Here is a 21,429-nt window from a genome sequence, read left to right as displayed (position 1 = left end):
CAATATAGCCTTGTAGGAAACGGTAAAATGGAAACCGAATCGGCCCAGAGCGAGCTGCTCATTACTTTGACGTCGGACATTGTCGCTGCCCACGTCTCCAACAACAGCGTCGCCGTCTCCGACGTGTCTTCGCTGATTCAGAATGTGCATGCCGCGCTTTCCAGCCTCAGCCAGCCCGCCCCTGTGCCGGAAGTGAAGCCGGAACCCGCCGTTTCGGTGCGTTCGTCGATCAAGCCCGACTACATCATCTGCCTGGAAGACGGCAAGAAGCTGAAGATGCTCAAGCGCCATCTGATGACCCATTATCAGATGACGCCGGAAGATTATCGCGCCAAGTGGGGCCTGCCGGCCGACTATCCGATGGTCGCGCCCAACTATGCCGAACAGCGCCGCAGCCTGGCGAAGAAGATCGGCCTGGGCACTAAGCGCCGTCGCACCGCTCGCGGCAAATAATCGACACGCCGACCATGACCGTCTGACGGAAAGGGGCGCGTCGCCGACGCGCCCCTTTCCTGTTTGGGGAAAAGCCGCTAGGCTTTCCCCGCCTATTCGCAAAAGCAACCAAGCGAGCCTGCATGAACCGCAAAATCGACGTCGAAGCCCTGTGTCACGAAAAAGGGCTGCGCATCACCGAACAGCGCCGCGTGATCGCCCAGGTGTTGAGCGACGCCACCGATCACCCCGATGTCGAGGAACTGCATAAACGGTCCGCCGCGATAGACCCCGGCATCTCGATCGCGACGGTATATCGCACCGTCCGCCTGTTCGAAGAAGCTGGCATTCTGGATCGCCATGACTTCGGTGACGGCCGCGCCCGGTATGAAGCGGCACCGGAATCACATCACGATCATCTGATCGACGTCGAGACTGGTAATGTCATCGAATTCGTCGATCCGGAGCTGGAATTGCTCCAGAAGCAGATTGCCGAGAAACTGGGCTTCCGCCTGGTCGATCACCGCATGGAACTGTACGGCGTCGCGCTCGACCGCAAGGACTGATCCGGTTTGGCCGGCGTCCGTCGCCTGTTGCGGATCGGGGCGCTGGTCGGCAGCCTGCTGATCTGCCTTCTACCACATTTGCTGTGGCGCATCATGCGCCGCCCTTCCCCTTGGCCACGCCGCTTCCTGGCGCTTGCCGCCCGGTCCGTCGGCGCAAAGGTCAGGATGGCGGGGCCGCCTCACGCCGGCGACATGTTCCTGCTCGCCAATCATGTCAGCTGGATCGACATATTGGCGCTGGGCGGCGCGACTGGCGCCGCCTTCGTTTCCCATGATGGGGTGGCGCGCTGGCCGGTGATCGGCTGGTTGGCGGCGCAGAACAACACATTGTTCGTCGCGCGCGAACGGCGTGGCGCACTGTCAGGACAATTGGATGCGTTGCGCGCGGCAATCCTGGGCCATCAACCAGTGGCGCTGTTTCCCGAAGGCACGACCAGCGACGGCAGCGGTTTGCTGCCGTTCAAGCCGGCGCTTCTGGCGGTGTTGTTGCCACCGCCGCGCGCGGTGATGATCCAGCCGGTGCATATCGATTATGGCGCGGATACTGCCGCTATCGCCTGGCATGGCGACGAACCAGCCGGTGCCAACGCCATACGCATATTGGGCCGCAAGGGGCCGCTGGTCGTAACGCTGCGCTTTCTGGCGCCATTCGATCCCGCCACCTGCCCTGATCGCAAGATTATTGCGGCCATGGCACGCGAACGGATTGCGCAGAGCATAGCGACACATCAGAACCCTTCCGCTTGCGCGCCTCCGCCTGTATAGCGGCAAGGATGAATCGTACCGACGCCCCAAAAACTCCAGCGACTTTCCACGTCAAATCCTTCGGCTGCCAGATGAACGTCTATGATGGCGAGCGCATGGCCGAGATGCTGGGCACACACGGCATGACCCCCGCAGCCGAAGGGGCCGAGGCCGATCTGGTCATCCTGAATACCTGCCACATCCGTGAAAAGGCGGTGGACAAGGTCTATTCCGACATCGGTCGCATGGTACGCGACGATGGCAGCCGCCCGATGATCGCGGTCGCCGGTTGTGTCGCACAGGCCGAAGGCAGCGAGATCCAGCGCCGGGCACGCAATGTCGACATCGTCGTCGGCCCACAAGCCTATCATCGTCTGCCCGATCTGATCGACAAGGTCGGACGCGGCGAGGAAGCCGTCGATACGGACATGCCGCTGGCGTCCAAGTTCGGCGCCCTGCCCGCCCGTACCAAGCAGGCGCGGCCGACCGCTTTCCTGACGATCATGGAAGGGTGCGACAAATTTTGCACCTATTGCGTGGTGCCCTATACGCGCGGCGCGGAGATCAGCCGCAGTTGGAGCGCGATCATCGACGAGGCCAAGGCGCTGGTCGATGGCGGCGTCCGCGAAATCACGCTGCTGGGCCAGAACGTCAACGCCTGGACCGGCGAGGATGACAAGGGCCGCTTGCAGGGCATGGACGGCCTGGCCCGCGAACTGGCGAAGATCGGTGACCTCAAGCGCATCCGCTATACTACCAGCCATCCCAATGACATGAGCGACGGCCTGATCGCCGCCCATGGTGACGAGCCCAAGCTGATGCCTTTCCTGCATTTGCCGGTGCAGTCGGGCAACGACCGTATCCTGAAGGCCATGAACCGGAGCCACAGCGTCGATAGCTATCTGCGCATCATCGAGCGGGTGCGCGAGGCGCGGCCGGATATCGCTTTGTCGGGCGATTTCATCGTCGGCTTCCCCGGCGAAACGGATGCGGAGTTCGAGGATACGCTGAAGATCGTGGAGCAGGTGCGCTACGCCCAATGCTACAGCTTCAAATATAGTCCCCGCCCCGGCACCCCGGCAGCCGACATGGATCACCAGATCCCGATGGCCGTGATGGACGATCGGCTCACCCGTCTTCAGGCCGTCATCAATCGCCATCAGGTAGAGTTCAACGCCGCCACGGTCGGCCGCACCACGGACATTCTTCTGGAGCGCAAGGGCCGTTATCCTGGCCAGCTGATCGGTAAATCGCCCTGGCTCCAGTCGGTGGTCGTCACCGCGCCGGATCTTACCATCGGCGACATGGTTGAAGTCGATATCATCACTGCCGGCCCGAACAGCCTGGCCGGCGAACTTAGCAGGAGGAAGGCCGCTTGAACCAAAACACCGTCGTTCCCGCGCTTGCAGGAACTCATCTTCGCCCCTGTCCACCAGGAACGAACGGCGGAAGATGGATACTCGCCTTTGCGAGGATGACGGACGGAACAAGGGGCTGACCATGGGCAAGAAACCGAACCACCACCATCGCGAAGATGTTGCCGAGCGGGCACGGCTGGAGGTCGTCTTCGAACGGCCGCACCTGCTGACCACTTTGTTCGGCCAATATGACCAGAATCTGGTCGCGATCGAAAATCGGCTGGGCGTCTATATCGCCGCGCGCGGTAACAAGTTGCAGATCGAGGGAGAGGCCCATGCCGCCAACCGCGCGCGCGACGTGATGACCGGCCTCTACAACCGCATCGTCGCGGGACAGGAAATCGACGCCGGTGCGGTCGAGGCGGTGATCGCCATGTCGTCCGAACCGACGCTGGACGGTATCATCCGCCATGACGTGGCCGAACCGCCCAAGGTGATGATCCGCACGCGCAAGAAGACGATCGTGCCGCGCAGCGCGACCCAGGTCACCTATATGGAGGCGCTGAACCGCAACGACATCATCTTCGCGCTTGGCCCGGCAGGTACCGGCAAGACCTATCTGGCGGTCGCGCAGGCTGTGAGCCAGCTCATCAGCGGCAGCGTCGATCGGCTGATCCTGTCTCGCCCCGCCGTCGAAGCCGGCGAAAAGCTGGGCTTCCTGCCCGGCGACATGAAGGAGAAGGTCGATCCCTATCTCCGCCCGATCTACGACGCGCTGCACGACACTCTGCCGGCCGAACAAGTCGAGCGGCGGATTGCGAGCGGCGAGATCGAGATCGCGCCTCTGGCCTTCATGCGCGGGCGGACGCTGGCCAACGCCTTCATCGTGCTGGACGAAGCGCAGAATACCACCATCGCCCAGATGAAGATGTTCCTGACCCGCTTCGGCGAAGGCAGCCGCATGGTCATTTGCGGCGACCCCAAACAGGTCGATTTGCCGCAGCCGGGCATATCGGGCCTCGCGGACGCGGTGGCGCGCCTGGACGGCGTGGAAGGGATCGCCATGGTGCCGTTCGGCATCGCGGATGTGGTGCGCCATCCGGTCGTCGGGCGGATCGTCCAGGCCTATGAGGGGCCGGATGCCTGAACTCCACGGAAAGAAGCATAATGATTGAAGTCGCCGTCCTCCATGAAGAAGGCTGGCCCGGTATCGACTGGGACTTTCTCGCCCAGCGTGCCGTGGCCACCGCCATTGCGCACAGCCCCTATGCCGCCTTCGCGGCTGACCAGACGTTGTATGAGGTGGCGGTCAAGCTGACGTCGGACGAGGAAGTCCACAGCCTCAATCGCGCCTATCGCGACAAGGACAAGCCGACCAACGTCCTGTCCTTTCCGATGGTGCAGGATGATCTGCTTCAGGCCACCGCCAATACCGACGATGGCGAAGTATTGTTGGGCGATATCGTGCTGGCGGAGGGCGTTTGTGCCACCGAAGCGGCGGAAAAGGGCATTTCGGTCGCCGATCATGCCACGCATTTGATTGTTCACGGGACTTTTCATTTGCTTGGATATGACCATATGGACGACAATGAGGCCGAAGCGATGGAAGCGCTGGAGATTGCAGCGCTTCTAAGCATGGGCCTTGCCGATCCCTATGCGGATCGAAATACAGGGGATTGAAGGACATTATGGCTGAAGGCAGTCCGAAGGACGGCACCGCTTCGAAAGAAGGGGACAGTAGCAACGAGGGCGGATTATGGAGCGGCATCAAGTCGCTCCTGTTCGGCGAGAATGAGGAAACCAGTCTCCGCAAGGAACTGGAAGAAACGCTCGACGAATATGATGAAGATGAGCAGGACGAAAATGCCGGCCCGCCTGCCAAGGGCGACCTGTCCGCGATCGAGCGGCAGATGGTGCGCAACCTGCTGCATTTTTCCGAACATACGGTCGATGACGTCGCGGTCCCCCGCGCAGACATTATCGCGATTGAGGAGAAGGCGAGCTTCGCTGACCTCGCCGCCCTGTTCGCAGAGGCCGGGCATAGCCGTATTCCGGTCTATCGCGACACGCTCGACACCATTGTCGGCATGATCCACATCCGCGACGCCTTCGCCATCCTGGCCGGCAAGTCCCCAGTGCCCGAGACGCTGGAACCGCTGATCCGCCAGCCGCTCTATGTGCCCGAAAGCATGGGCGCGCTCGACCTGCTGGCGGAAATGCGCGCCAAGCGGACCCATCTGGCCATCGTGCTGGACGAATATTCCGGCACGGAGGGGTTGCTGACCTTCGAGGATCTGGTCGAGGAAATCGTCGGCGACGTCGAGGACGAGCATGACGATGCGCCCGAAGCGATGCTGGTGCCGCTCGATGGCGGCCTGTGGGACGCCGATGCACGCGCCGAACTGGACGATGTGGCGGACGAGATTGACGAGAAGCTGGGCGAGGTTGAGGAAGATGTCGACACGCTGGGCGGCCTGGCCTTCGTGCTGGCGGGCCGCGTGCCGGAACCGGGCGAGATACTCGATCATGGTCCCAGCGGGTGGAAGCTGGAGATCGTCGCCAGCGACGGCCGCCGCGTGACCCGCCTGCGCCTGCACCCGCCGGTCGAACGGGAAGAGGTGGAGGAATAGGCGGCCTGAAGCAGCAATTTTTCGATACAGAGGCGAAATGTTAAGCCTGTGCGCGCATAGCCTGCCATAGGGAGATGAGGCGTCATCGTCCTTCGATCAACATGGTAGGCAATGCGAAACGAGCGTAGCAAATTTCAGAGTGGCGGCAGTGCGGACATGATGTTCGCCACGCCATGGTCACCGATCGAGACATTGCTGCTGGCACTGCTATGCGCGGCCACCCTGTTCTTCGCTGTCATCACGCCGCCCTTCCAGGCGCCGGACGAAAACCAGCATTATATGAAGGCACTGGCGTTGGTGCAGGGCGATGTCCTGACCCGGCAGCAGGGCGAGGCGATCGGCATCGACCTGCCCCGCGCGGCGCTGGACATTCATGCCGTCGATTTTCCGACCGATGTACCGCCCACCCCGCGCCGGTTCGATCGCGCGCAGATCGCCGCCAGTGCGCAGGCGGATGCCGGGCGCTCCGGCACGAGCTTTGCCGATTTCCCCAATGTCGCCAGCTATGCGCCAAGCCTTTATGCACCCGGTGCGGTCGGGTTGACGATCGGCAAGGCGATGGGCCTGCCCTGGATCGATGCCTTCTATGTGGGGCGGCTGGTCAATGCGCTGACGGGACTGGCGCTGCTGATCGCGGCGCTACGGCTGTTGCCGTTCGGGCGCAATGCGCTGCTGGCGACGGCGCTGCTGCCGACCTTCGCCTATCAGACCGGATCGCTGTCTCCCGACGCGGTCATCAACGGGTTGGGCTTTCTGGGACTGGCACTGGCGCTGCGCACCGGGTTCATGACGGCCACGCCGGCGCGATCGACCGCCCTGCTGGTGACCGGACCGCTGCTGGCGCTGTGCAAGGGCGTCTATCTGCCGCTGATGGCCGCCGGGCTGCGCTGGCAGCAGCATCGCCGCGATATGCGACCGGGCCTGATTCTGGGCGCGATGGCGCTGGGCGCATTCGCTTTCGTCGGCTGGATGCATTATTCGGGCGGCAGCCAGGCGCTTTACCATATCCAGTCGCGCCGGACCGGCGAGACGATGATGACCGCGCCGCTGGGCGAACAACTCAACATCGTGCTGCATGATCCGGTCGGCTATGTCCGCATCTTGGTCAGCAGCGTAATTGAGCGGACACCGGTCTATGCGTTGCAGATCGTCGGGCGGTTCGGCTGGAACGCCATATTGTTGCCGCTACTTGCCTATCCGCTAGCCCTGCTGATGCTGGGGGCCGGTGTTGCCAACGGGAGCGGCGCGCGCTTCGGCATGGGCCAGCGGCTCTGGTGGCTGGCGGTGGCGGCGGGCATCGCGCTGCTGATCGAAACGGCCATGTACCTGACCGGGACACCGCTGGGCGCAGACTATATCCAAGGGACGCAGGGGCGCTATTTCCTGCCGATCCTGCCGCTGGTGCTGATCGCCCTGTCTCCGGCGGAAGCGGTGCGCGGCGCGCATAAACTGTTCGCCATCGCCGCGATCCTGCTGGCCCTGATCGCGGCGGCTACTGTGTTCGACAGTTTCTGGGTGCATGGCTTCGTCACCAGCGACGGCATGCCGCCGCACAGCAGCATCGGCCGCGCCTTGCTGCTACCCTCGCCGCGTTGGTAGCCAGATCCGGCAGAAGGCGAGCCAGCCCAGCCCTTCGATCCAGCCGGCGGTGACGTCGCTGGGCCAGTGGACGCCGAGCCAGACGCGGCTGATGCCGATCAGCGCGATGATGGCGGCCGCCACCCCATAGCCGGCGGGTCGCGCGATCAGCATCGCCAGCGCGCCGAAAAACATCATGTTCCCGGCCGCGTGACCACTGGGAAAGCTATATGTATGGACGACGTCCAGATGCGGCAGAAGGTCGGGCCGTGGGGCGGCGAAAATCTGCTTGAGGATCAGGTTCAGCGCCGTGCCACCGGCCATCATCGCGGCCAGCCAATAAGCGCTCTTTCGCCGTCCGACCCAGAATAGCGTACCTAAAGAAAAGGCCAGCAATATCAGCCGACCCGCCGTTCCGCCGACGGCGGAGGCGCTGCGCATCCATGGCGTGACATGCTGTCCCATGGCGCTGTCCCGCGCGGCCCCTGCCCGCTCCATCAATCCGACATTCAGCCCATCGAGCCATCCCGCGCGCTGCATGAGCGCGATCGCCAGGACGCAAAAAAGCGCGAGAGCCAGAGCCCCCGCGCCTTTCACAACGGTTTTGCGCCGATCAGATATGGAGCGCGCGCCCATAGGCCGCGAGCACGCTTTCGTGCATCGATTCCGAGATGGTCGGATGCGGGAAGACGGTGTGCATCAATTCCGCCTCGGTCGTCTCCAGCGTCTTGCCGATGGTATAGCCCTGGATCATTTCCGTGACTTCCGCGCCGATCATGTGGGCGCCCAGCAGCTCGCCGGTCTTGGCGTCGAACACGGTCTTGGTGAAGCCTTCCGCCTCGCCCAGCGCGATCGCCTTGCCATTGCCGATGAAGGGGAACATGCCGACCTTCACCTCGTAGCCCGCTTCCTTCGCCTTGGCCTCGGTCAGACCGACGCTGGCGATCTGCGGATGGCAATAGGTGCAGCCCGGAATGTTGCGCACATCCATGGCGTGGGGATGCTTGCCGGCGATCGCCTCCGCCACGATCACGCCTTCATGGCTCGCCTTGTGCGCCAGCCATGGCGGCGCGGTGACGTCGCCAATCGCCCAGATGCCGTCCACATTGGTCTTGCAGGTCGGATCGGTGACGATATGGCCCCGCTCCGTCTTGATACCCAGTTCCTCAAGGCCGATATTCTCGGTGTTGGGGACGATGCCGATCGCGACGATGACATGGCTGTAGTCGCCGGTAACGACCTTGCCGTCCTTGTCCTTGATCGCGGCCTTCACGCCGTTCGCACCAACTTCCAGCTTGTCGACGCCAGCGCCGGTGAGGATGGTCATGCCCTGCTTCTTGAGCGCCTTTTCGAGGAAGGCGGACACGTCCTTGTCCTCGACGGGAACGACGCGGTCCATCATTTCGACGACGGTGACGTCGGCGCCCATGTCGTTATAGAAGCTGGCAAATTCGATGCCGATCGCACCTGATCCGATGACCAGCAGCTTGGCCGGCATTTCCGACGGGGTCATGGCGTGGCGATAGGTCCACACGCGCTTGCCGTCCGCCTTGGCGAAGGGCAGGTCGCGGGCGCGGGCGCCAGTGGCGACGATGATGTTCTTCGCGGTCAGCTCTTCGGTCTTGCCGTCCTTGGTAACGGTCAGCTTGCCTTTTCCGGTCAGCTTGCCGTCGCCCATATGGACGGTGATCTTGTTTTTCTTCATCAGGTGCGTCACGCCCTGATTCAGTTGCTTGGCGACGCCGCGCGAACGCTTCACGACAGCTTCGATGTCGGCGCTGATCTTCTCAGCCTTGAGGCCATAATCGCCGGCATGCTGCATATAGTGGAAGATTTCCGCCGAGCGCAGCAGCGCCTTGGTCGGGATGCAGCCCCAGTTGAGGCAGATGCCGCCCAGATTTTCGCGCTCCACGATCGCGGTCTTCAGGCCCAGTTGAGCCGAACGGATGGCGGCCACATAGCCGCCGGGGCCGGAGCCCAGAACGATGACGTCGTAATTCTCAGCCATGGTCAGTCTCTCTAATCTTATTCCGCCGGAAGGGGCGGCACGGAACGGGGCTGACGATCTTCACCGATCGCCACGAAGGTAAAAGTCGCCTTGGTCACGCGATAGCTGCGGTCGTCATGGCGCGCGCGGCGCCAGGCTTCGACCTCGATCTTCATCGACGTGCGGCCAACCGAAACGAGCGTCGCGAACACGGACACTTCATCGCCGACCACGACCGGGCGGAGGAAGGTCATACCCTCCACCGCGATGGTCACGGCACGGCCATGGCCATGGCGGGCGGCAACCGAACCGGCCGCACTGTCCATCAGGCTCATCAGCCAGCCACCGAAAATATCCCCGTAAGGATTGGTATCGGCCGGCATGGCGATGACGCGGACCGCCGGGCTTTCGACCGGCGGCTGTTCGTCGACGAAAGGCATCAGGCGAGCAGGCCGATCGGGTTTTCGATCAGCTGCTTGAATGCCTGCATCAGGCGGGCGCCGTCGGCGCCATCGATGGCGCGGTGATCGAAGCTGCCGGTGGCCGACATGACGGTCGCGATCTGGACCGAGTCATCTACGATATAGGGCCGCTTCTCGCCCGCGCCGATCGCCATGATCATGGCCTGGGGCGGGTTGATGACGGCTTCGAACTGCTTGATACCGAACATGCCCATGTTGGACAGCGAGGCGGTGCCGCCCTGATATTCCTCAGGCTTCAGCTTGCCGTCCTTGGCGCGGGTGGCGAGATCCTTCATCGCGGTCGAGATGGAGGCCACGCCCTTGCCGGCTGCGTCGGTGACGATCGGGGTGATGAGACCACCAGGGATCGACACGGCCACGCTGATGTCGGCGCGCTTGAATTGCAGCATCTGGTCGCCAGCAAACTGCACGTTGCACTCAGGCACCTGCTCCAACGCGACGCCGAGCGCCTTGATCAGCAGGTCGTTGACCGACAGCTTGACCTTGCGGCTTTCGAGGCCGGCGTTGAGTTCGCCGCGCAGCTTGAGCAGCTTGTCGAGTTGAATGTCGACGGTGAGATAGATGTGCGGCACCTGCTGCTTGGACTCGGTCAGGCGGCGCGCGATCGTCTTGCGCATGCCGCTGAGCTTGACGACTTCGTGCGGGATGCCGAAGTCCTGCGCGGCGGCAGCGACCGGTGCGGGGACTGCGGCGGCCGGGGCAGTAGCGGCGGGCGAAGCAGCCGGTGCGGCGGCAGGAGCAGCAGCGCCGGGCTTGGCGCCCTCAATATCAGCCTTCACGATACGGCCGTTGGTGCCGGTGCCGGTGACGCTCGCAAGGTCGATGCCCTTGGCTTCGGCGAGGCGACGGGCCAGCGGGCTGGCCTTCACGCGGTCGCCCGAGGAGGCGGCGGGAGCGGCAGCCGTTTTGGCGGGCACGGCGTCAGCTTTGGAGGCGGCTTCGGCCTTTTCAGGCACCGGATCGGCCTTGGGTGCGGGGGCAGCACCACCGCCAGCGGCGGCAGCGGCGACATCTTCGCCTTCCTCGGCGATGATGGCGATGACGGTGCCGACCTTCACCCCTTCGCTGCCTTCGGACACCAGGATCTTGGCGATCACACCTTCATCCACGGCTTCGAATTCCATCGTCGCCTTATCGGTTTCGATTTCGGCGAGCAGGTCGCCCGACGACACGGTGTCGCCTTCCTTGACCAGCCATTTGGCCAGCGTCCCTTCCTCCATCGTCGGGGACAAAGCGGGCATCTGGATCGTCTTGCTCATGCTTTCGGGCCTCTTCTTGGCTTTACGGCTTTGGTCGTTGGGGCCGTGTTTTCACCCATTCGCCGCTTTGGTCAAGCGACGGCTTGCCAGACCCGCTTTTAAGGCTCACATTTTACCGCTATGGTTAGATGATGCCTTTTGCAGAAACATCGGGCCATAAATAGCATGCGGGAGCGATAAGAAGTGCGGACATATCTGGTCGTCGTGGACGAATCGCCGGAAGCCGAAACCGCGCTGCGCTTCGCCGCGCGCCGCGCCGCCAAGACCGGGGGCGCCGTGCGCATCCTGGCGCTGATCCCGCCAGCCGAGTTCGTCCAATGGGGCGGCGTGCAGGCGACGATGGAGGATGAGGCGCTGCAACGCGCCGAAGCGCTGGTAACGAGCGCGGCCGGCACACTGACCGACGAATCAGGCATCCGGCCCAGCATCACCGTGCGACAGGGCGATGCCGTCGCCGTGGTGCGCGGCACGCTGGAGGAAATGGACGATGTGGCGGCACTGGTGCTGGGCGCCGCGGCCAGCGGCAATCCGGGCAAGCTGGTGACGCACTTTGCCGGCGCGGATGCGGGCAAGCTGCCCTGCCCGCTGATGATCATTCCGGGCGGGCTTGATAGCGACGCGATCGATCGGCTGAGTTAAAAATCCTCCCCTGTGTGGGGAGGAGTAATTAGCGCTTATGCTTGCCCCGCTTGGCCCCAATATGGCGGATATTTTTCGGGCGGCCGCGATGCACGACACCCGGACGGGTGCGGTCGCGCTTCATCGGGCCACCGCGCGGGGCAGGATTGTCGGGCAGTTCGAAGCGAAGCGAGCCGTTGATCGGGTCGGCCTCCGCCAGTCGCAGTTCCAGCCGCTGGCCGACCGTGTAGCGATCGCCGCTCTCTACGCCCTGCAACGCCTTGCCCGCTTCGTCATAGAAGAAATGTTCGGCCCCCATGGTCGATACCGGCACGAGGCCATCGCCGCCCAGCCCATCGACCGTGGCGAAGAAGCCGAAATTCTGAACGCCGGTGATGCGCGCCTTCACCACTTCGCCGACATGGGCGGAGAGGAAAGCGGCGACATAGCGGTCGACCGTCTCCCGCTCCGCTTCCATCGCGCGGCGTTCATGGCCGGAAATCATTTCGCCGACCCGACCCATATTCTCATAATCCTCCTGACTGAGGGAGGAGCGGTCCGGGATCGCCTTGTCCTTGGGCGCGGGCAGGTCGAGGCCGTAGGCACCAACAAGGGCCCGGTGCACCAAAAGGTCGGCATAGCGGCGGATGGGCGAGGTGAAATGCGCGTAGCTGCCCAGCGCCAGTCCAAAATGGCCCATATTCTGCGGCGCATAATAGGCCTGGGTCTGGCTGCGCAGGATCTGGGTCATGATCTGCTCCTTTTCCTCCGACTCCCCGACCTTGCGGATCAGGGCGTTGAAGGTTGCCGGGCGGATGACCTGCCCCAGCGCGAAGTCGATGTCGAAGGTGGCGAGATATTCCTTGAGCGCGACCAGCTTGTCGCGACCGGGGGTTTCATGGACACGGTACATGACCGGCGCCTTCTTCGCCTCCAGCGCCTTGGCCGCCGCGACGTTGGCGGCGATCATATAGTCCTCGATCAGCATATGGGCGTCGAGCCGTTCGCGGACCGCCACGCTGACGATCTTGCCAAATTCGTCCAGCACCACGCGCCGTTCGGGCAGGTCGAGCGCCAGCGGATCGCGCGCTTCCCGCGCCTTGCGCAGCAGCGCCCAGCAGGCCCAGAGCGGCTTCAGCGCGGGTTCGAGGAGATCATTGCTCTTCGTACCGTCGATCGCGGCCTGCGCATCTTCATAGGCCAGCACCGCTACCACCCGGATCACGGCGCGGGTGAAGCGCCATGCCGTCACCTTCCCATTGGCGTTGATGGTGAGGTGACAGGCCATGGCGGCCCGGTCCTGTCCCGCGCGCAAGGAACACATGTCGGACGACAATTCGTGCGGCAGCATCGGCACGACCTGATCGGGGAAATAGACGCTGTTGCCGCGTTTGCGGGCTTCCTTGTCCAGCGCGCTGCCGGGGCGGACATAGTAGCTGACGTCGGCGATGGCGACGATCGCCTTGTAGCCGCCCACATTGCCTTCATCCTCGTCCGGCGTGGCCCAGACGGCGTCGTCATGGTCGCGGGCATCGACAGGGTCGATGGCGACGATCGGCAGGTGGCGCAAATCCTCCCGCTTGTCTTCATGCAGCGGCAGGGCCGACGCTTTGACCGCTTCCTCCTCGGTCCGGTCGGGGAAGACATGGGGGATGCCATGTTTGTGGATGGCGATCATGCTGAAGCTGCGCGGGGCGAAGGGATCGCCGAGAATATCGGTGACGCGGGCGGAAATGCGCGGCGGGCGACCATGAGGTTCGGCCAGCACCAGATCGCCGGGCTTGGCGGTGCCGACGTCGCTGATCAGCGTATCCTTGCGGATGCGCTTGTCGACCGGGCGCAGCCACAGTTTGCCGTCGGCCATCTGCTCGACCACGCCCAGCAATTCCTCGCTGGCCTTGGCGAGTTTCTTCATCGGGTGGGCGACCCAGCCCTTCCCCGCTTCCTCCGTGCGAGCGAGGATGCGGTCGCCGATGGTCAGCGCACCGCGTTTGCCCCGTTCGACCACGCGCAGGCGGGGCGCGGGCTGGCCTTCGGCTTCCCACCGTTCGGGCGTGGCGATCAGGGTCGTGTCGTCCACATCGACGATGCGCAGCACCGTGACCTTGGGCACGCCGCCCATCTTGTGGAAGGCGCGAGCCGGGCCAAGGTCGATCAGCCCCTCGTCCGCCATGTCCTTGAGCAACGCCTTGAGCGCGATCTTCTCCTGCCCTTTCAGGCCGAACGCCTTGGCGATTTCGCGCTTGCCGGCGGGCTGGTCCGACGTGGTGATGAAGTCCACCACCTGATCGCGGGTCGGGAAACCGGCGGGACGGACTTTGGTGCGGGCGGGTGTCTTGCTTTTGGGGGTCGATGCCATGGACCAGCTATAGGGATGCGGCGGCGGCTATACCAGCGCTATGGCGGGCCGATGATGACGCTTCGTTGGAGCAGGCATGAACGCCCTGATCCTGATCGCCGCCGCCGCGAGTGCCGCCCCCTTGCCCTCCCCCGTCCAGAAGGATGGCGCGGAGCATTATGTGTGGGGCGGGGTGAATGACGGCTGGCATCTGGTGAAGCGCGACGACCTGTCGGTGATTGAGGAGCGCATCCAGCCGGGCGCGGCCGAGGTGCGGCACTATCATGAAAAGGCGCGACAATTTTTCTATGTGCTGGCGGGCGAACTGACGATGGAAGCGGCAGGGCAGACGCACCGGCTGACGTCAGGGCAAGGGATAGAGATCGCGCCGGGAGTACCGCATCAGGCGCAGAACCGGAGCGCCTCACCGGTGAAGATATTGGTTACATCAACACCCAAAAGCCATGGCGATCGGGTGGAAGCACCGCTGGCGCAATAGGATGTGCGCTGCTTAACTTCGCACATTTCCCGCATGTTTCGACATTTTGATGCGCGAGTTGGAAATTTTGTTTCTACGACGTGGCGCTGGTTAATGACGGTACAGAGCCACATCCGGTTTAGCATGGGCAAGGGCGTGTAGGACAGAAATGGGTGGAGAGCGGCCATTCCCCTCCCGCCTGCGGGAGGGGCAGCGAGACTTGCGCGCGCAGCGCGTTAGTCGCAGCGGGGTGGGCTGTCGCGACGTCCAGTCCACCCCCTAGCCCCCTCCCGTAAACGGGAGGGGGGCCATGTCCATTTCTGGTCGTTTCCAGCCCCTACCCCGCCAGCTTGCTCGCCCTTTCCCGCCAGGCCTCTGCCAGGACCGGCATGGTGGCCAGTGCCTGCACCGCTTCGGGCTCGCGCTTGTGGCCGCTGCCGATGAGCAGGTGGAAGACGCGGGCTATGCTCCAGTCGGGCAAGGGGCGGTCCAGCAGGTCCATGCGCGTGCCCGCCTGCGCCTCCCCTTCGCGCAGGACGCGGAAGTAAAGGCCGCTGCGGGCGGTCTTGACGATGGTGGCCATGATGTCGCGCGCACCGAAGCGGTGGTCGAGCTTCCAGCAGGGCTGGCGGCCATGGCTGACTTCCACGATCGCGCTGCCCAGCGAGAAGCGATCGCCGAGGCATATGTCGGTTTCGGTAAGGCCGCGCGAGGCGATATTTTCGCCAAAGGCACCGGGCGCGTCGAGCAGGCTCTGGTCGGGCTTGCGTTCGCGCCACCAGCCATAATGATCCTGCGGATAGAGGTGGATCGCCTTGTCCCAGCCGCCATGGTGGATGCGATCGGCCACGGCATCCCGTTCAAACCCGTCCCATGTGATGCGGACCGGGCCGTCAACCGGCTGCTTGGCGATGGCGCTGTAATCCTCGCCGCGGAACGGGACGGGCGTGCCGACCAGCAGCGCGTCGATGGTCATGGATGGGGTCGTCATGGACCCACATTGCCATGGTTGCGCGCCGGAGGCGATGGCCGCTTGTCCGGGACAGGCCTTGCTCCGCCAATTCTCGTTTTCGCCGGAAGAGCGGTCAGCCCGCGCTCAGTTCCGAGCGCAACTTCAGGACATGGCCGCCATTGTCGGCGGTGATGAGATAGGCGGGGTCGCGGGTCGAGCCGTTGCGGCGGATCAGCGATCCTTCGATCGTGCGCTCGACATGGCGGTCGAACCGTTCCGCGATGCGCCCTCGGCCGACGCCCTGCCCCCAATTCCATTTGACCCGCGTTCCCTTACGGAATGTCTCGGTCATGGGGCATCCTCTCCTATTTTGGGCACATGCTGCGCCGGCCGTTACTCGTCGTCAGCGAAGGCAAAATTCCCGGCGAGCACTCTGGTTCCCTTGGGTTTTCACGCGGGTTGATATAAGGGGCGCCGATGGATGCTACCGGCCTGCGCGTTGCCCTGTTCAGCGGCAATTATAATTATGTCCGCGATGGTGCGAACCAGGCGCTCAATCGCTTCGTCGGCTATCTGCTGAAGCAGGGCGCGGCGGTACGCGTCTATTCACCGACCACCGATACCCCCGCCTTCGAGCCGGCCGGCGATCTGGTCAGTACCCCCTCCTTCCCGGTGCCGGGGCGCAAAGAATATCGGGTGCCGCACCGCATGTCGGCGGCGGTTCGCCGCGACCTCAAGGCATTCGCGCCCAATATCGTCCATCTGTCCAGCCCCGATCCGCTGGGGCATCGGGCGCTGAGCTGGGCGCGGGCGCGCGGCCTGCCGACGGTGGCATCGGTGCATACGCGGTTTGAAACCTATCCGCGCTATTATGGGCTGGCCTTTCTGGAGCCGCTGATCGAATCCATCCTGCGCCGCTTCTATCGCCGCTGCGACGCGATCGTCGCGCCGTCCGAATCGATGGCGCAACTGCTGCGCAACCAGCGGATGAATTATGATGTGGGCATCTGGACGCGCGGGATCGACCGGGAGATATTCAACCCCGGCCGGCGCGACATGGCATGGCGGCAATCGCTGGGCATAGGCGATGATGCACCGGTAATCGGCTTCATCGGCCGGCTGGTGATGGAAAAGGGGCTGGACGTCTTTTCCGACACGATCGATCAGTTGACCGCGCGGCAGGTGCAGCACAAGGTGCTGGTCGTCGGCGAAGGCCCGGCGCGCGAATGGTTCCAGAACCGCTTGCCCCATGCCGTGTTCACCGGTTTCCAGAAGGGCGCGGAGCTGGGCCGCGCGGTGGCCGGCATGGACATGCTGTTCAATCCGTCGGTGACGGAAACGTTCGGCAACGTCACGCTGGAGGCGATGGCATGTGGCCTGCCCACGGTCGCGGCGCGCGCGACCGGCAGCGAAAGCCTGGTGACGGAAGGCGTGACCGGCCGGCTGATCCGCCCCGGCGCGATCAGTGCCTTTGCCGATGCGCTGCAAGCCTATTGCATCAATGCGGATGCCCGCCACGCCGCAGGCGCCGCCGCGCAGGCGCGGGCCGAGCGCAATGGGTGGGATCAGGTCAATCAGGCGCTGGTCGACACCTATCTGCGCGTCATTGGGCAGCGGGCGCAGGGGCTGGCGCCGAAATCCAGCCCGGTTCCATAATCCGTCCCATCGCCTATATCGGTGGCGATGGCCGACCTTTTCGCTCCCGATGACCTGCCCGGTGCCGATGTGCCGGCCGATACCGCCCCCCTTGCCGACCGGCTGCGCCCGCGCACGCTGGCCGATGTGGTCGGGCAGGAACATCTGACCGGGCCGGACGGCGCGATTGGCCGGATGGTGGCGGCGGGGCGGCTGTCCTCCATCATATTGTGGGGGCCGCCCGGCACCGGCAAGACGACCACGGCACGGCTGCTGGCGGATGCGGTGGGGATGCGTTTCGCGCCCATTTCGGCCGTCTTCTCCGGCGTGGCCGACCTGAAAAAACTCTTCGCCACCGCGAAGGAGCATGCCCGACGCGGCGAGAAGACCTTGCTCTTCGTCGACGAAATTCACCGCTTCAATCGGGCGCAGCAGGACGGCTTCCTACCCTTTGTCGAGGATGGCACGGTGACTTTGGTCGGGGCCACGACCGAAAATCCGAGTTTCGAGCTGAACGCGGCCCTGCTGTCGCGGGCGCAGGTGCTGATCCTGCGCCGGCTGGATGCCGCCGCGCTGGAGCAGTTGCTGGACCGGGCCGAAGCGCTGACCGGACGGCCGGTGCCAATCGACGCCGCCGCGCGCGAGGCGCTGGTGGCGAGCGCGGATGGCGACGGGCGCTTCCTGCTCAATCAGGTCGAGACGCTTTATTCGATCGACTTGGCCCAGCCGCTCGATCCGGCCGGCCTGTCCGCCCTGCTTCACCGCCGGGTCGCAGTGTATGACAAGGATCGGGAGGGGCATTATAACCTCATTTCCGCCCTGCATAAGTCGCTGCGCGGGTCGGACCCGCAAGCGGCGCTCTATTATCTGGCACGGATGCTGACGGCGGGGGAAGAGCCGCTCTATGTGCTGCGGCGACTGGTGCGGTTCGCGACCGAAGATATCGGCCTCGCCGATCCGCAGGCGGTGGTGCAATGCCTGGCGGCGAAGGATGCCTATGATTTTCTGGGGTCGCCGGAGGGCGAACTGGCGATCGTGCAGGCGTGCCTCTATTGCGCGACCGCGCCCAAGTCCAACGCCGGTTATATGGCGATGAAGGCGTCGTTCAAATCCGCGCGCGATACCGGATCGCTGATGCCGCCGATGAACATCGTCAACGCGCCGACCAAGCTGATGAAGCAGGTCGGCTATGGCAAGAACTATCAATATGATCATGATGCGGCGGAGGGCTTTTCCGGGGCCAATTACTGGCCGGAAGAGATGACGCCGCAGACCTTCTATACGCCGACCGAGCGCGGGTTCGAGGCGCGGATCGCCGAGCGGATCGCCCATTGGGACCGGTTGCGGGCGGAGCGCGGGGGACAGTGACGCCCCGCTTTGCGCGGTTCGCGGCGATCGACTGGTCGGGAGCCAAGGGGGCGCGGCACAAGGGGATTGCCGTGGCGCTGTGCGAAGGCGGCGATGCTGTGCCGTTCTTGGTTGCCGCGCCGGATGGCGTCTGGTCGCGACAGGCGGTGGCGGACTGGCTGATCGGCGCCGCGCAGGAGGCGCCGACCCTGTTCGGCTTCGACTTCAGCTTCGCCCCGCCCTTTGTCGCGCGGGGCGGCTATCTGCCGGGCGATGTGGTGCCGAAGGACGGGCCGGCCTTCTGGGCCTATGTCGATGCGATCTGCGACGATGCGGATCTGGGCGCGGCGGGCCTGCTGGAGGTCGCCCATCGCCGCCATTTCTATTTCGGCAAGGCGGACGGGGTAAAGGCGGATTTCATGCACAACCGTGTCTGCGAGGCCCATTATAATGCCGGCGGCGGCGGCAAGCCGTCCACCGTCTATGACGCAATCGGTGCAGCGCAGGTGGCCAAGGCCAGCTTTGCCGGTATGCGACTGCTGCATCATGTGCGACCCCATGTGCCGGTCTGGCCGTTCGATCCGATACCGGACGCGGGATCGCTGATTGTGGAAATCTACACCAGCATCGCCGCCCGCGCCGCCGGACGGCCCAAGGGGCGCACCAAAATACGCGACAGGGCGGCACTGGACGATGCGTTGGCGGCGCTAGGATCACAGCCGCATGGTGGCGTAATGCCCGACGATCATGGCGCGGATGCGATCGTAACCGCCGCATGGATGCGACGGGCGGCGTTGCAGCCGGACCTTTGGACACCATCCGCAATGACCGCGCAAATCGCTCGCAGCGAAGGATGGACCTTCGGCGTCAGCTGACCGCCATCCCAAATGGCACATTAACTTTTATTCATGGAATAAAAGCCGTTCCCGCTGCGTAAATGCCGACAAATGTGTCGGGGTAAGACAGTGAAAGAAGAAGAAGTCCATCTGGTGCCGGTCAGCCTTCAGGGCCGTGCGGAGGCATGCGAGGAGATCGCCGCGCAGGCGCGTGCGGGCGCCGACCCCGGAGAATTGCTGGCACGACTGGCCTTGATCATGGCAGCAGATCTTCGGGATCAAATGTCGCTTTGAACGCTATCCGGTCCCGCAACGGGCCGGACTCTAACCGCATGATGGCCCACCGACCGGCAAGGATGCTGTTTCATGCGTTGACCGGGAAATCGGGTTTCTCTAGGGACGCACCAGATGGCCGGATTAGCACAGCGGTAGTGCAGCGGTTTTGTAAACCGAAGGTCGGGGGTTCGATCCCCTCATCCGGCACCAGGATTTCCGGGCTTTTGGCCCAATTCACATCATAGTTCGAAGGTGCGCGTGAACCTTCAATAAGTCAATGCCTCAGCCGCGTTGGCGAGGAATGATGGCGAAAATCTTCCATAAACACGCTCTGTGATTCGGCTATCAGTGTGGCCAAGAAACTGAGCAATCTGAGAAAACGGCGTGTTTGCCTCTGCCATCCAGACGGCAGCACTGTGCCGCATCATGTGTGGCGTGGCCTTCAAGCCTGCCCGGCGCGCGGCGGCGGCAAATCCGTTTTTGATCGATGCAACCCTTTCCCTACCATGCTCGACCACAAAGTCAGACATCGCGCCTGCTTTAGCCTCTTCCAGCGCGGCGCGAAGCTGCGCATTCATTGGCACGGTCGCCCTGTATTTGCTCGTCTGCACCCGCTCATGCGGATTGAGGATGATGACATTACGATCGAAGTCCACCCGATCCCAGGTCAGATCCAAAAGCGCGTTGGTGCGCGCGCCGGTGCCAACCGCCAACTGGAGGAAGAGCCGAATATGCGGGGCCTGAGCATTTTCCAGAAGCCTCCGAAATTCCGCCTTGCTCAGGTGTCCCACCGTCGATGAGGGGAAGGCCGGCATTTTGATAAAAGGCGCCTTGCTTATCAACTTGGCCTTTTCCGCCCAATTCAGGGCCGCCCGTATCACCGCCAGTTCGTTGCGGACTGTGATCGGCTTGCAGTGCGCACGCTTGGCGCGGTAGTCGTCTGGCGTCTTGCCATCAATGCGAGCGACCGGGAGATTGCCCCAGAACGGTTTCGCGGCCTTCCAAGCGACCGTTGCCCGCTTGATCGAGAGCATCGACGACTTCTCAGCCAGATATGCGTCAACCGCCTCCCCCACTGTATGCGCCTGCCCGCCTATTGACCGGCGTTGCCAGAATGAACGAGCTGCGGCCTCTGCCGACGCTCGATCAGCCGTTCCAAGCGAATGTCGGTGGCGTCGTCCCTCCTCATCTGTCCAGACGATGGCGAGCAGCTTTCGGTATCGTTGCAGGGTGTAGTCTGGCATTCAAATCGTTCCACTTCGTCCGCCCTGATCCGCAAAAGCTTGCCGCCCAACTTGAACGCCCGGAGGCTTCCGCCCCGAATCAGGGAATAGACGGTATCTGTTCCACAGCCCCAATGCTCGGCAAGGCTGGCAACGCTGAAAACCTGCGCAGTCATTCCCCCTCCCCCTTCAATGCAGCGTCCGGAGGCGCAGGAAGCGGCATCCAGTGCGAATAATCGTCTATGCTGGACCAGCCATGGTCGCAATCGGGATGGATTTCGCCCGTCTCGTCGTCAGCCCAGATGACATAGGTTTCCCACCAGCGCGCGTCCGTCTTGACGTTCCGGACAATGGCGGTCGCAAGGAAATGGGTGCCATCACGCGGCGCGGTTTCGATCGGTTGCCAGCCACCATCGCCATCAAGCGATGCCACTCGACACGGCCAGCCGCCACAATAGTCCCGAAAGTCCGCCTCCATTCCGCGATCACGGATGAAGCTAACCATGCTGCGCGCCCATGCTTCGTGGTTGAGTTTATTCATCCCCCACCTCCACCACCCGCATCGGCAACGGAGGCCGCGATGCCGGGTCAACGTCATCGCTGAACCGGCGCTCAATCTCGCGATCTTCCGCCCGGTGTTCGGCGCACATCAGGCCATGGTCGGCGTGCTGGCCTTCGCAGGCTTCCGAC

General features: G+C 63.7%; 25 protein-coding genes and 1 tRNA gene. 16 read left to right on the top strand and 10 right to left on the bottom strand.

Annotated elements, in window-relative coordinates; all coding sequences use genetic code 11:
• The first annotated feature begins 27 nt into the window (after window positions 1–27).
• The 8 genes from RQH62_RS15420 (at window position 28) to RQH62_RS15385 (ending at window position 7,329) form a co-directional block, all read left to right on the top strand.
• Window positions 28–453: a MucR family transcriptional regulator gene (locus RQH62_RS15420; RefSeq protein ID WP_311269624.1), complete on the top strand. Its 426-nt coding sequence runs from the start codon at window positions 28–30 to the stop codon at window positions 451–453.
• Between the two features lie 122 nt (window positions 454–575).
• Window positions 576–998 carry a Fur family transcriptional regulator gene (locus RQH62_RS15415; protein WP_056693986.1) on the top strand — a complete coding sequence of 141 codons (423 nt, stop codon included), beginning with the start codon at window positions 576–578 and terminating at the stop codon, window positions 996–998.
• Between the two features lie 6 nt (window positions 999–1,004).
• Window positions 1,005–1,763 (top strand): lysophospholipid acyltransferase family protein, encoded by a 759-nt coding sequence (locus RQH62_RS15410; protein ID WP_311269623.1) that lies wholly within the window; start codon window positions 1,005–1,007, stop codon window positions 1,761–1,763.
• Between the two features lie 8 nt (window positions 1,764–1,771).
• Window positions 1,772–3,121 carry a tRNA (N6-isopentenyl adenosine(37)-C2)-methylthiotransferase MiaB gene (gene miaB / locus RQH62_RS15405; protein ID WP_311269622.1) on the top strand — a complete coding sequence of 450 codons (1,350 nt, stop codon included), beginning with the start codon at window positions 1,772–1,774 and terminating at the stop codon, window positions 3,119–3,121.
• A 121-nt stretch (window positions 3,122–3,242) separates the two neighbouring features.
• Window positions 3,243–4,247, top strand: coding sequence for a PhoH family protein (locus tag RQH62_RS15400; RefSeq protein ID WP_311269720.1), 1,005 nt, complete (start codon window positions 3,243–3,245; stop codon window positions 4,245–4,247).
• A gap of 20 nt (window positions 4,248–4,267) precedes the next feature.
• The gene (ybeY, locus tag RQH62_RS15395) at window positions 4,268–4,780 is read left to right on the top strand and encodes an rRNA maturation RNase YbeY (protein ID WP_311269621.1); all 513 of its coding nucleotides are present in this window, start codon (window positions 4,268–4,270) and stop codon (window positions 4,778–4,780) included.
• Between the two features lie 8 nt (window positions 4,781–4,788).
• Window positions 4,789–5,730, top strand: coding sequence for a hemolysin family protein (locus RQH62_RS15390; RefSeq protein WP_311269620.1), 942 nt, complete (start codon window positions 4,789–4,791; stop codon window positions 5,728–5,730).
• Between the two features lie 111 nt (window positions 5,731–5,841).
• Entirely contained in the window at window positions 5,842–7,329 is a 1,488-nt protein-coding gene (locus RQH62_RS15385) for a DUF2142 domain-containing protein (protein ID WP_311269619.1), read from the top strand.
• Here the strand turns inward: RQH62_RS15385 and RQH62_RS15380 are convergent.
• The 4 genes from RQH62_RS15380 to RQH62_RS15365 are packed head-to-tail and all read right to left on the bottom strand — an operon-like array spanning window position 7,309 to window position 11,036.
• Entirely contained in the window at window positions 7,309–7,944 is a 636-nt protein-coding gene (locus RQH62_RS15380; RefSeq protein WP_311269618.1) for a phosphatase PAP2 family protein, read from the bottom strand. The two genes, RQH62_RS15385 and RQH62_RS15380, sit on opposite strands and share 21 nt — an antisense overlap.
• Window positions 7,922–9,316, bottom strand: coding sequence for a dihydrolipoyl dehydrogenase (lpdA, locus tag RQH62_RS15375; protein ID WP_311269617.1), 1,395 nt, complete (start codon window positions 9,314–9,316; stop codon window positions 7,922–7,924). Before lpdA ends, RQH62_RS15380 begins: the two co-directional genes overlap by 23 nt.
• 17 nt (window positions 9,317–9,333) lie before the next feature.
• Window positions 9,334–9,735 carry an acyl-CoA thioesterase gene (locus tag RQH62_RS15370; protein WP_311269616.1) on the bottom strand — a complete coding sequence of 134 codons (402 nt, stop codon included), beginning with the start codon at window positions 9,733–9,735 and terminating at the stop codon, window positions 9,334–9,336.
• A complete protein-coding gene (locus tag RQH62_RS15365) occupies window positions 9,735–11,036 on the bottom strand; it encodes a pyruvate dehydrogenase complex dihydrolipoamide acetyltransferase (protein ID WP_311269615.1) in 1,302 nt (433 codons plus the stop codon). The genes RQH62_RS15370 and RQH62_RS15365 overlap by 1 nt, the downstream gene beginning before the upstream one ends.
• A 183-nt stretch (window positions 11,037–11,219) precedes the next feature.
• On the opposite strand from RQH62_RS15365, the gene RQH62_RS15360 reads away from it, so the two are divergent.
• On the top strand, window positions 11,220–11,675 hold the full coding sequence (locus tag RQH62_RS15360; protein WP_120249974.1) for a universal stress protein: 456 nt from the start codon (window positions 11,220–11,222) through the stop codon (window positions 11,673–11,675).
• 28 nt (window positions 11,676–11,703) lie between these two features.
• Here RQH62_RS15360 and rnr read toward each other — a convergent pair whose 3' ends face one another.
• Complete coding sequence (gene rnr / locus RQH62_RS15355) at window positions 11,704–14,013, bottom strand: ribonuclease R (RefSeq protein ID WP_311269614.1); 2,310 nt, start codon at window positions 14,011–14,013, stop codon at window positions 11,704–11,706.
• Between the two features lie 76 nt (window positions 14,014–14,089).
• Between rnr and RQH62_RS15350 the strand changes: the two genes are divergently transcribed.
• The gene (locus tag RQH62_RS15350) at window positions 14,090–14,491 is read left to right on the top strand and encodes a cupin domain-containing protein (protein WP_311269613.1); all 402 of its coding nucleotides are present in this window, start codon (window positions 14,090–14,092) and stop codon (window positions 14,489–14,491) included.
• 316 nt (window positions 14,492–14,807) lie between these two features.
• Here RQH62_RS15350 and RQH62_RS15345 read toward each other — a convergent pair whose 3' ends face one another.
• Together RQH62_RS15345 and RQH62_RS15340 are read right to left on the bottom strand one after the other, a co-directional pair.
• Window positions 14,808–15,461 (bottom strand): MOSC domain-containing protein, encoded by a 654-nt coding sequence (locus tag RQH62_RS15345; protein WP_311269612.1) that lies wholly within the window; start codon window positions 15,459–15,461, stop codon window positions 14,808–14,810.
• Between the two features lie 94 nt (window positions 15,462–15,555).
• The gene (locus tag RQH62_RS15340) at window positions 15,556–15,774 is read right to left on the bottom strand and encodes a DUF2945 domain-containing protein (RefSeq protein ID WP_311269611.1); all 219 of its coding nucleotides are present in this window, start codon (window positions 15,772–15,774) and stop codon (window positions 15,556–15,558) included.
• A gap of 125 nt (window positions 15,775–15,899) precedes the next feature.
• Between RQH62_RS15340 and RQH62_RS15335 the strand changes: the two genes are divergently transcribed.
• The 5 genes from RQH62_RS15335 (at window position 15,900) to RQH62_RS15315 (ending at window position 19,726) form a co-directional block, all read left to right on the top strand.
• Window positions 15,900–17,078, top strand: a complete 1,179-nt coding sequence (locus tag RQH62_RS15335; RefSeq protein ID WP_311269610.1) for a glycosyltransferase family 1 protein — start codon at window positions 15,900–15,902, stop codon at window positions 17,076–17,078.
• 27 nt (window positions 17,079–17,105) lie between these two features.
• Window positions 17,106–18,425 carry a replication-associated recombination protein A gene (locus RQH62_RS15330; RefSeq protein ID WP_311269609.1) on the top strand — a complete coding sequence of 440 codons (1,320 nt, stop codon included), beginning with the start codon at window positions 17,106–17,108 and terminating at the stop codon, window positions 18,423–18,425.
• Window positions 18,422–19,279 carry a hypothetical protein gene (locus tag RQH62_RS15325; RefSeq protein ID WP_311269608.1) on the top strand — a complete coding sequence of 286 codons (858 nt, stop codon included), beginning with the start codon at window positions 18,422–18,424 and terminating at the stop codon, window positions 19,277–19,279. The genes RQH62_RS15330 and RQH62_RS15325 overlap by 4 nt, the downstream gene beginning before the upstream one ends.
• Window positions 19,280–19,369: 90 nt before the next feature.
• Window positions 19,370–19,534 (top strand): hypothetical protein, encoded by a 165-nt coding sequence (locus tag RQH62_RS15320; RefSeq protein ID WP_311269607.1) that lies wholly within the window; start codon window positions 19,370–19,372, stop codon window positions 19,532–19,534.
• Window positions 19,535–19,651: 117 nt separating this feature from the next.
• Window positions 19,652–19,726: transfer RNA gene (locus tag RQH62_RS15315), tRNA-Thr, on the top strand.
• A gap of 56 nt (window positions 19,727–19,782) precedes the next feature.
• Here RQH62_RS15315 and RQH62_RS15310 read toward each other — a convergent pair.
• From RQH62_RS15310 to RQH62_RS15305, 3 genes are read right to left on the bottom strand one after another with little or no spacing between them, the layout of a single operon-like run.
• Window positions 19,783–20,718 carry a tyrosine-type recombinase/integrase gene (locus RQH62_RS15310; protein WP_405053560.1) on the bottom strand — a complete coding sequence of 312 codons (936 nt, stop codon included), beginning with the start codon at window positions 20,716–20,718 and terminating at the stop codon, window positions 19,783–19,785.
• The gene (locus tag RQH62_RS24955) at window positions 20,610–20,915 is read right to left on the bottom strand and encodes a helix-turn-helix domain-containing protein (RefSeq protein WP_405053557.1); all 306 of its coding nucleotides are present in this window, start codon (window positions 20,913–20,915) and stop codon (window positions 20,610–20,612) included. Before RQH62_RS24955 ends, RQH62_RS15310 begins: the two co-directional genes overlap by 109 nt.
• Complete coding sequence (locus RQH62_RS15305; protein ID WP_311269605.1) at window positions 20,912–21,244, bottom strand: DUF551 domain-containing protein; 333 nt, start codon at window positions 21,242–21,244, stop codon at window positions 20,912–20,914. The genes RQH62_RS24955 and RQH62_RS15305 overlap by 4 nt, the downstream gene beginning before the upstream one ends.
• Here RQH62_RS15305 and RQH62_RS15300 point away from each other — a divergent pair.
• The coding region (locus RQH62_RS15300) for a hypothetical protein (RefSeq protein ID WP_311269604.1) at window positions 21,243–21,429 on the top strand (187 nt) is incomplete at its 3' end. The two genes, RQH62_RS15305 and RQH62_RS15300, sit on opposite strands and share 2 nt — an antisense overlap.

The organism is Sphingobium sp. WCS2017Hpa-17 (assembly GCF_031843765.1).
GTDB lineage: Bacteria > Pseudomonadota > Alphaproteobacteria > Sphingomonadales > Sphingomonadaceae > Sphingobium.
This window is presented reverse-complemented; position numbering and strand designations above follow the sequence as displayed.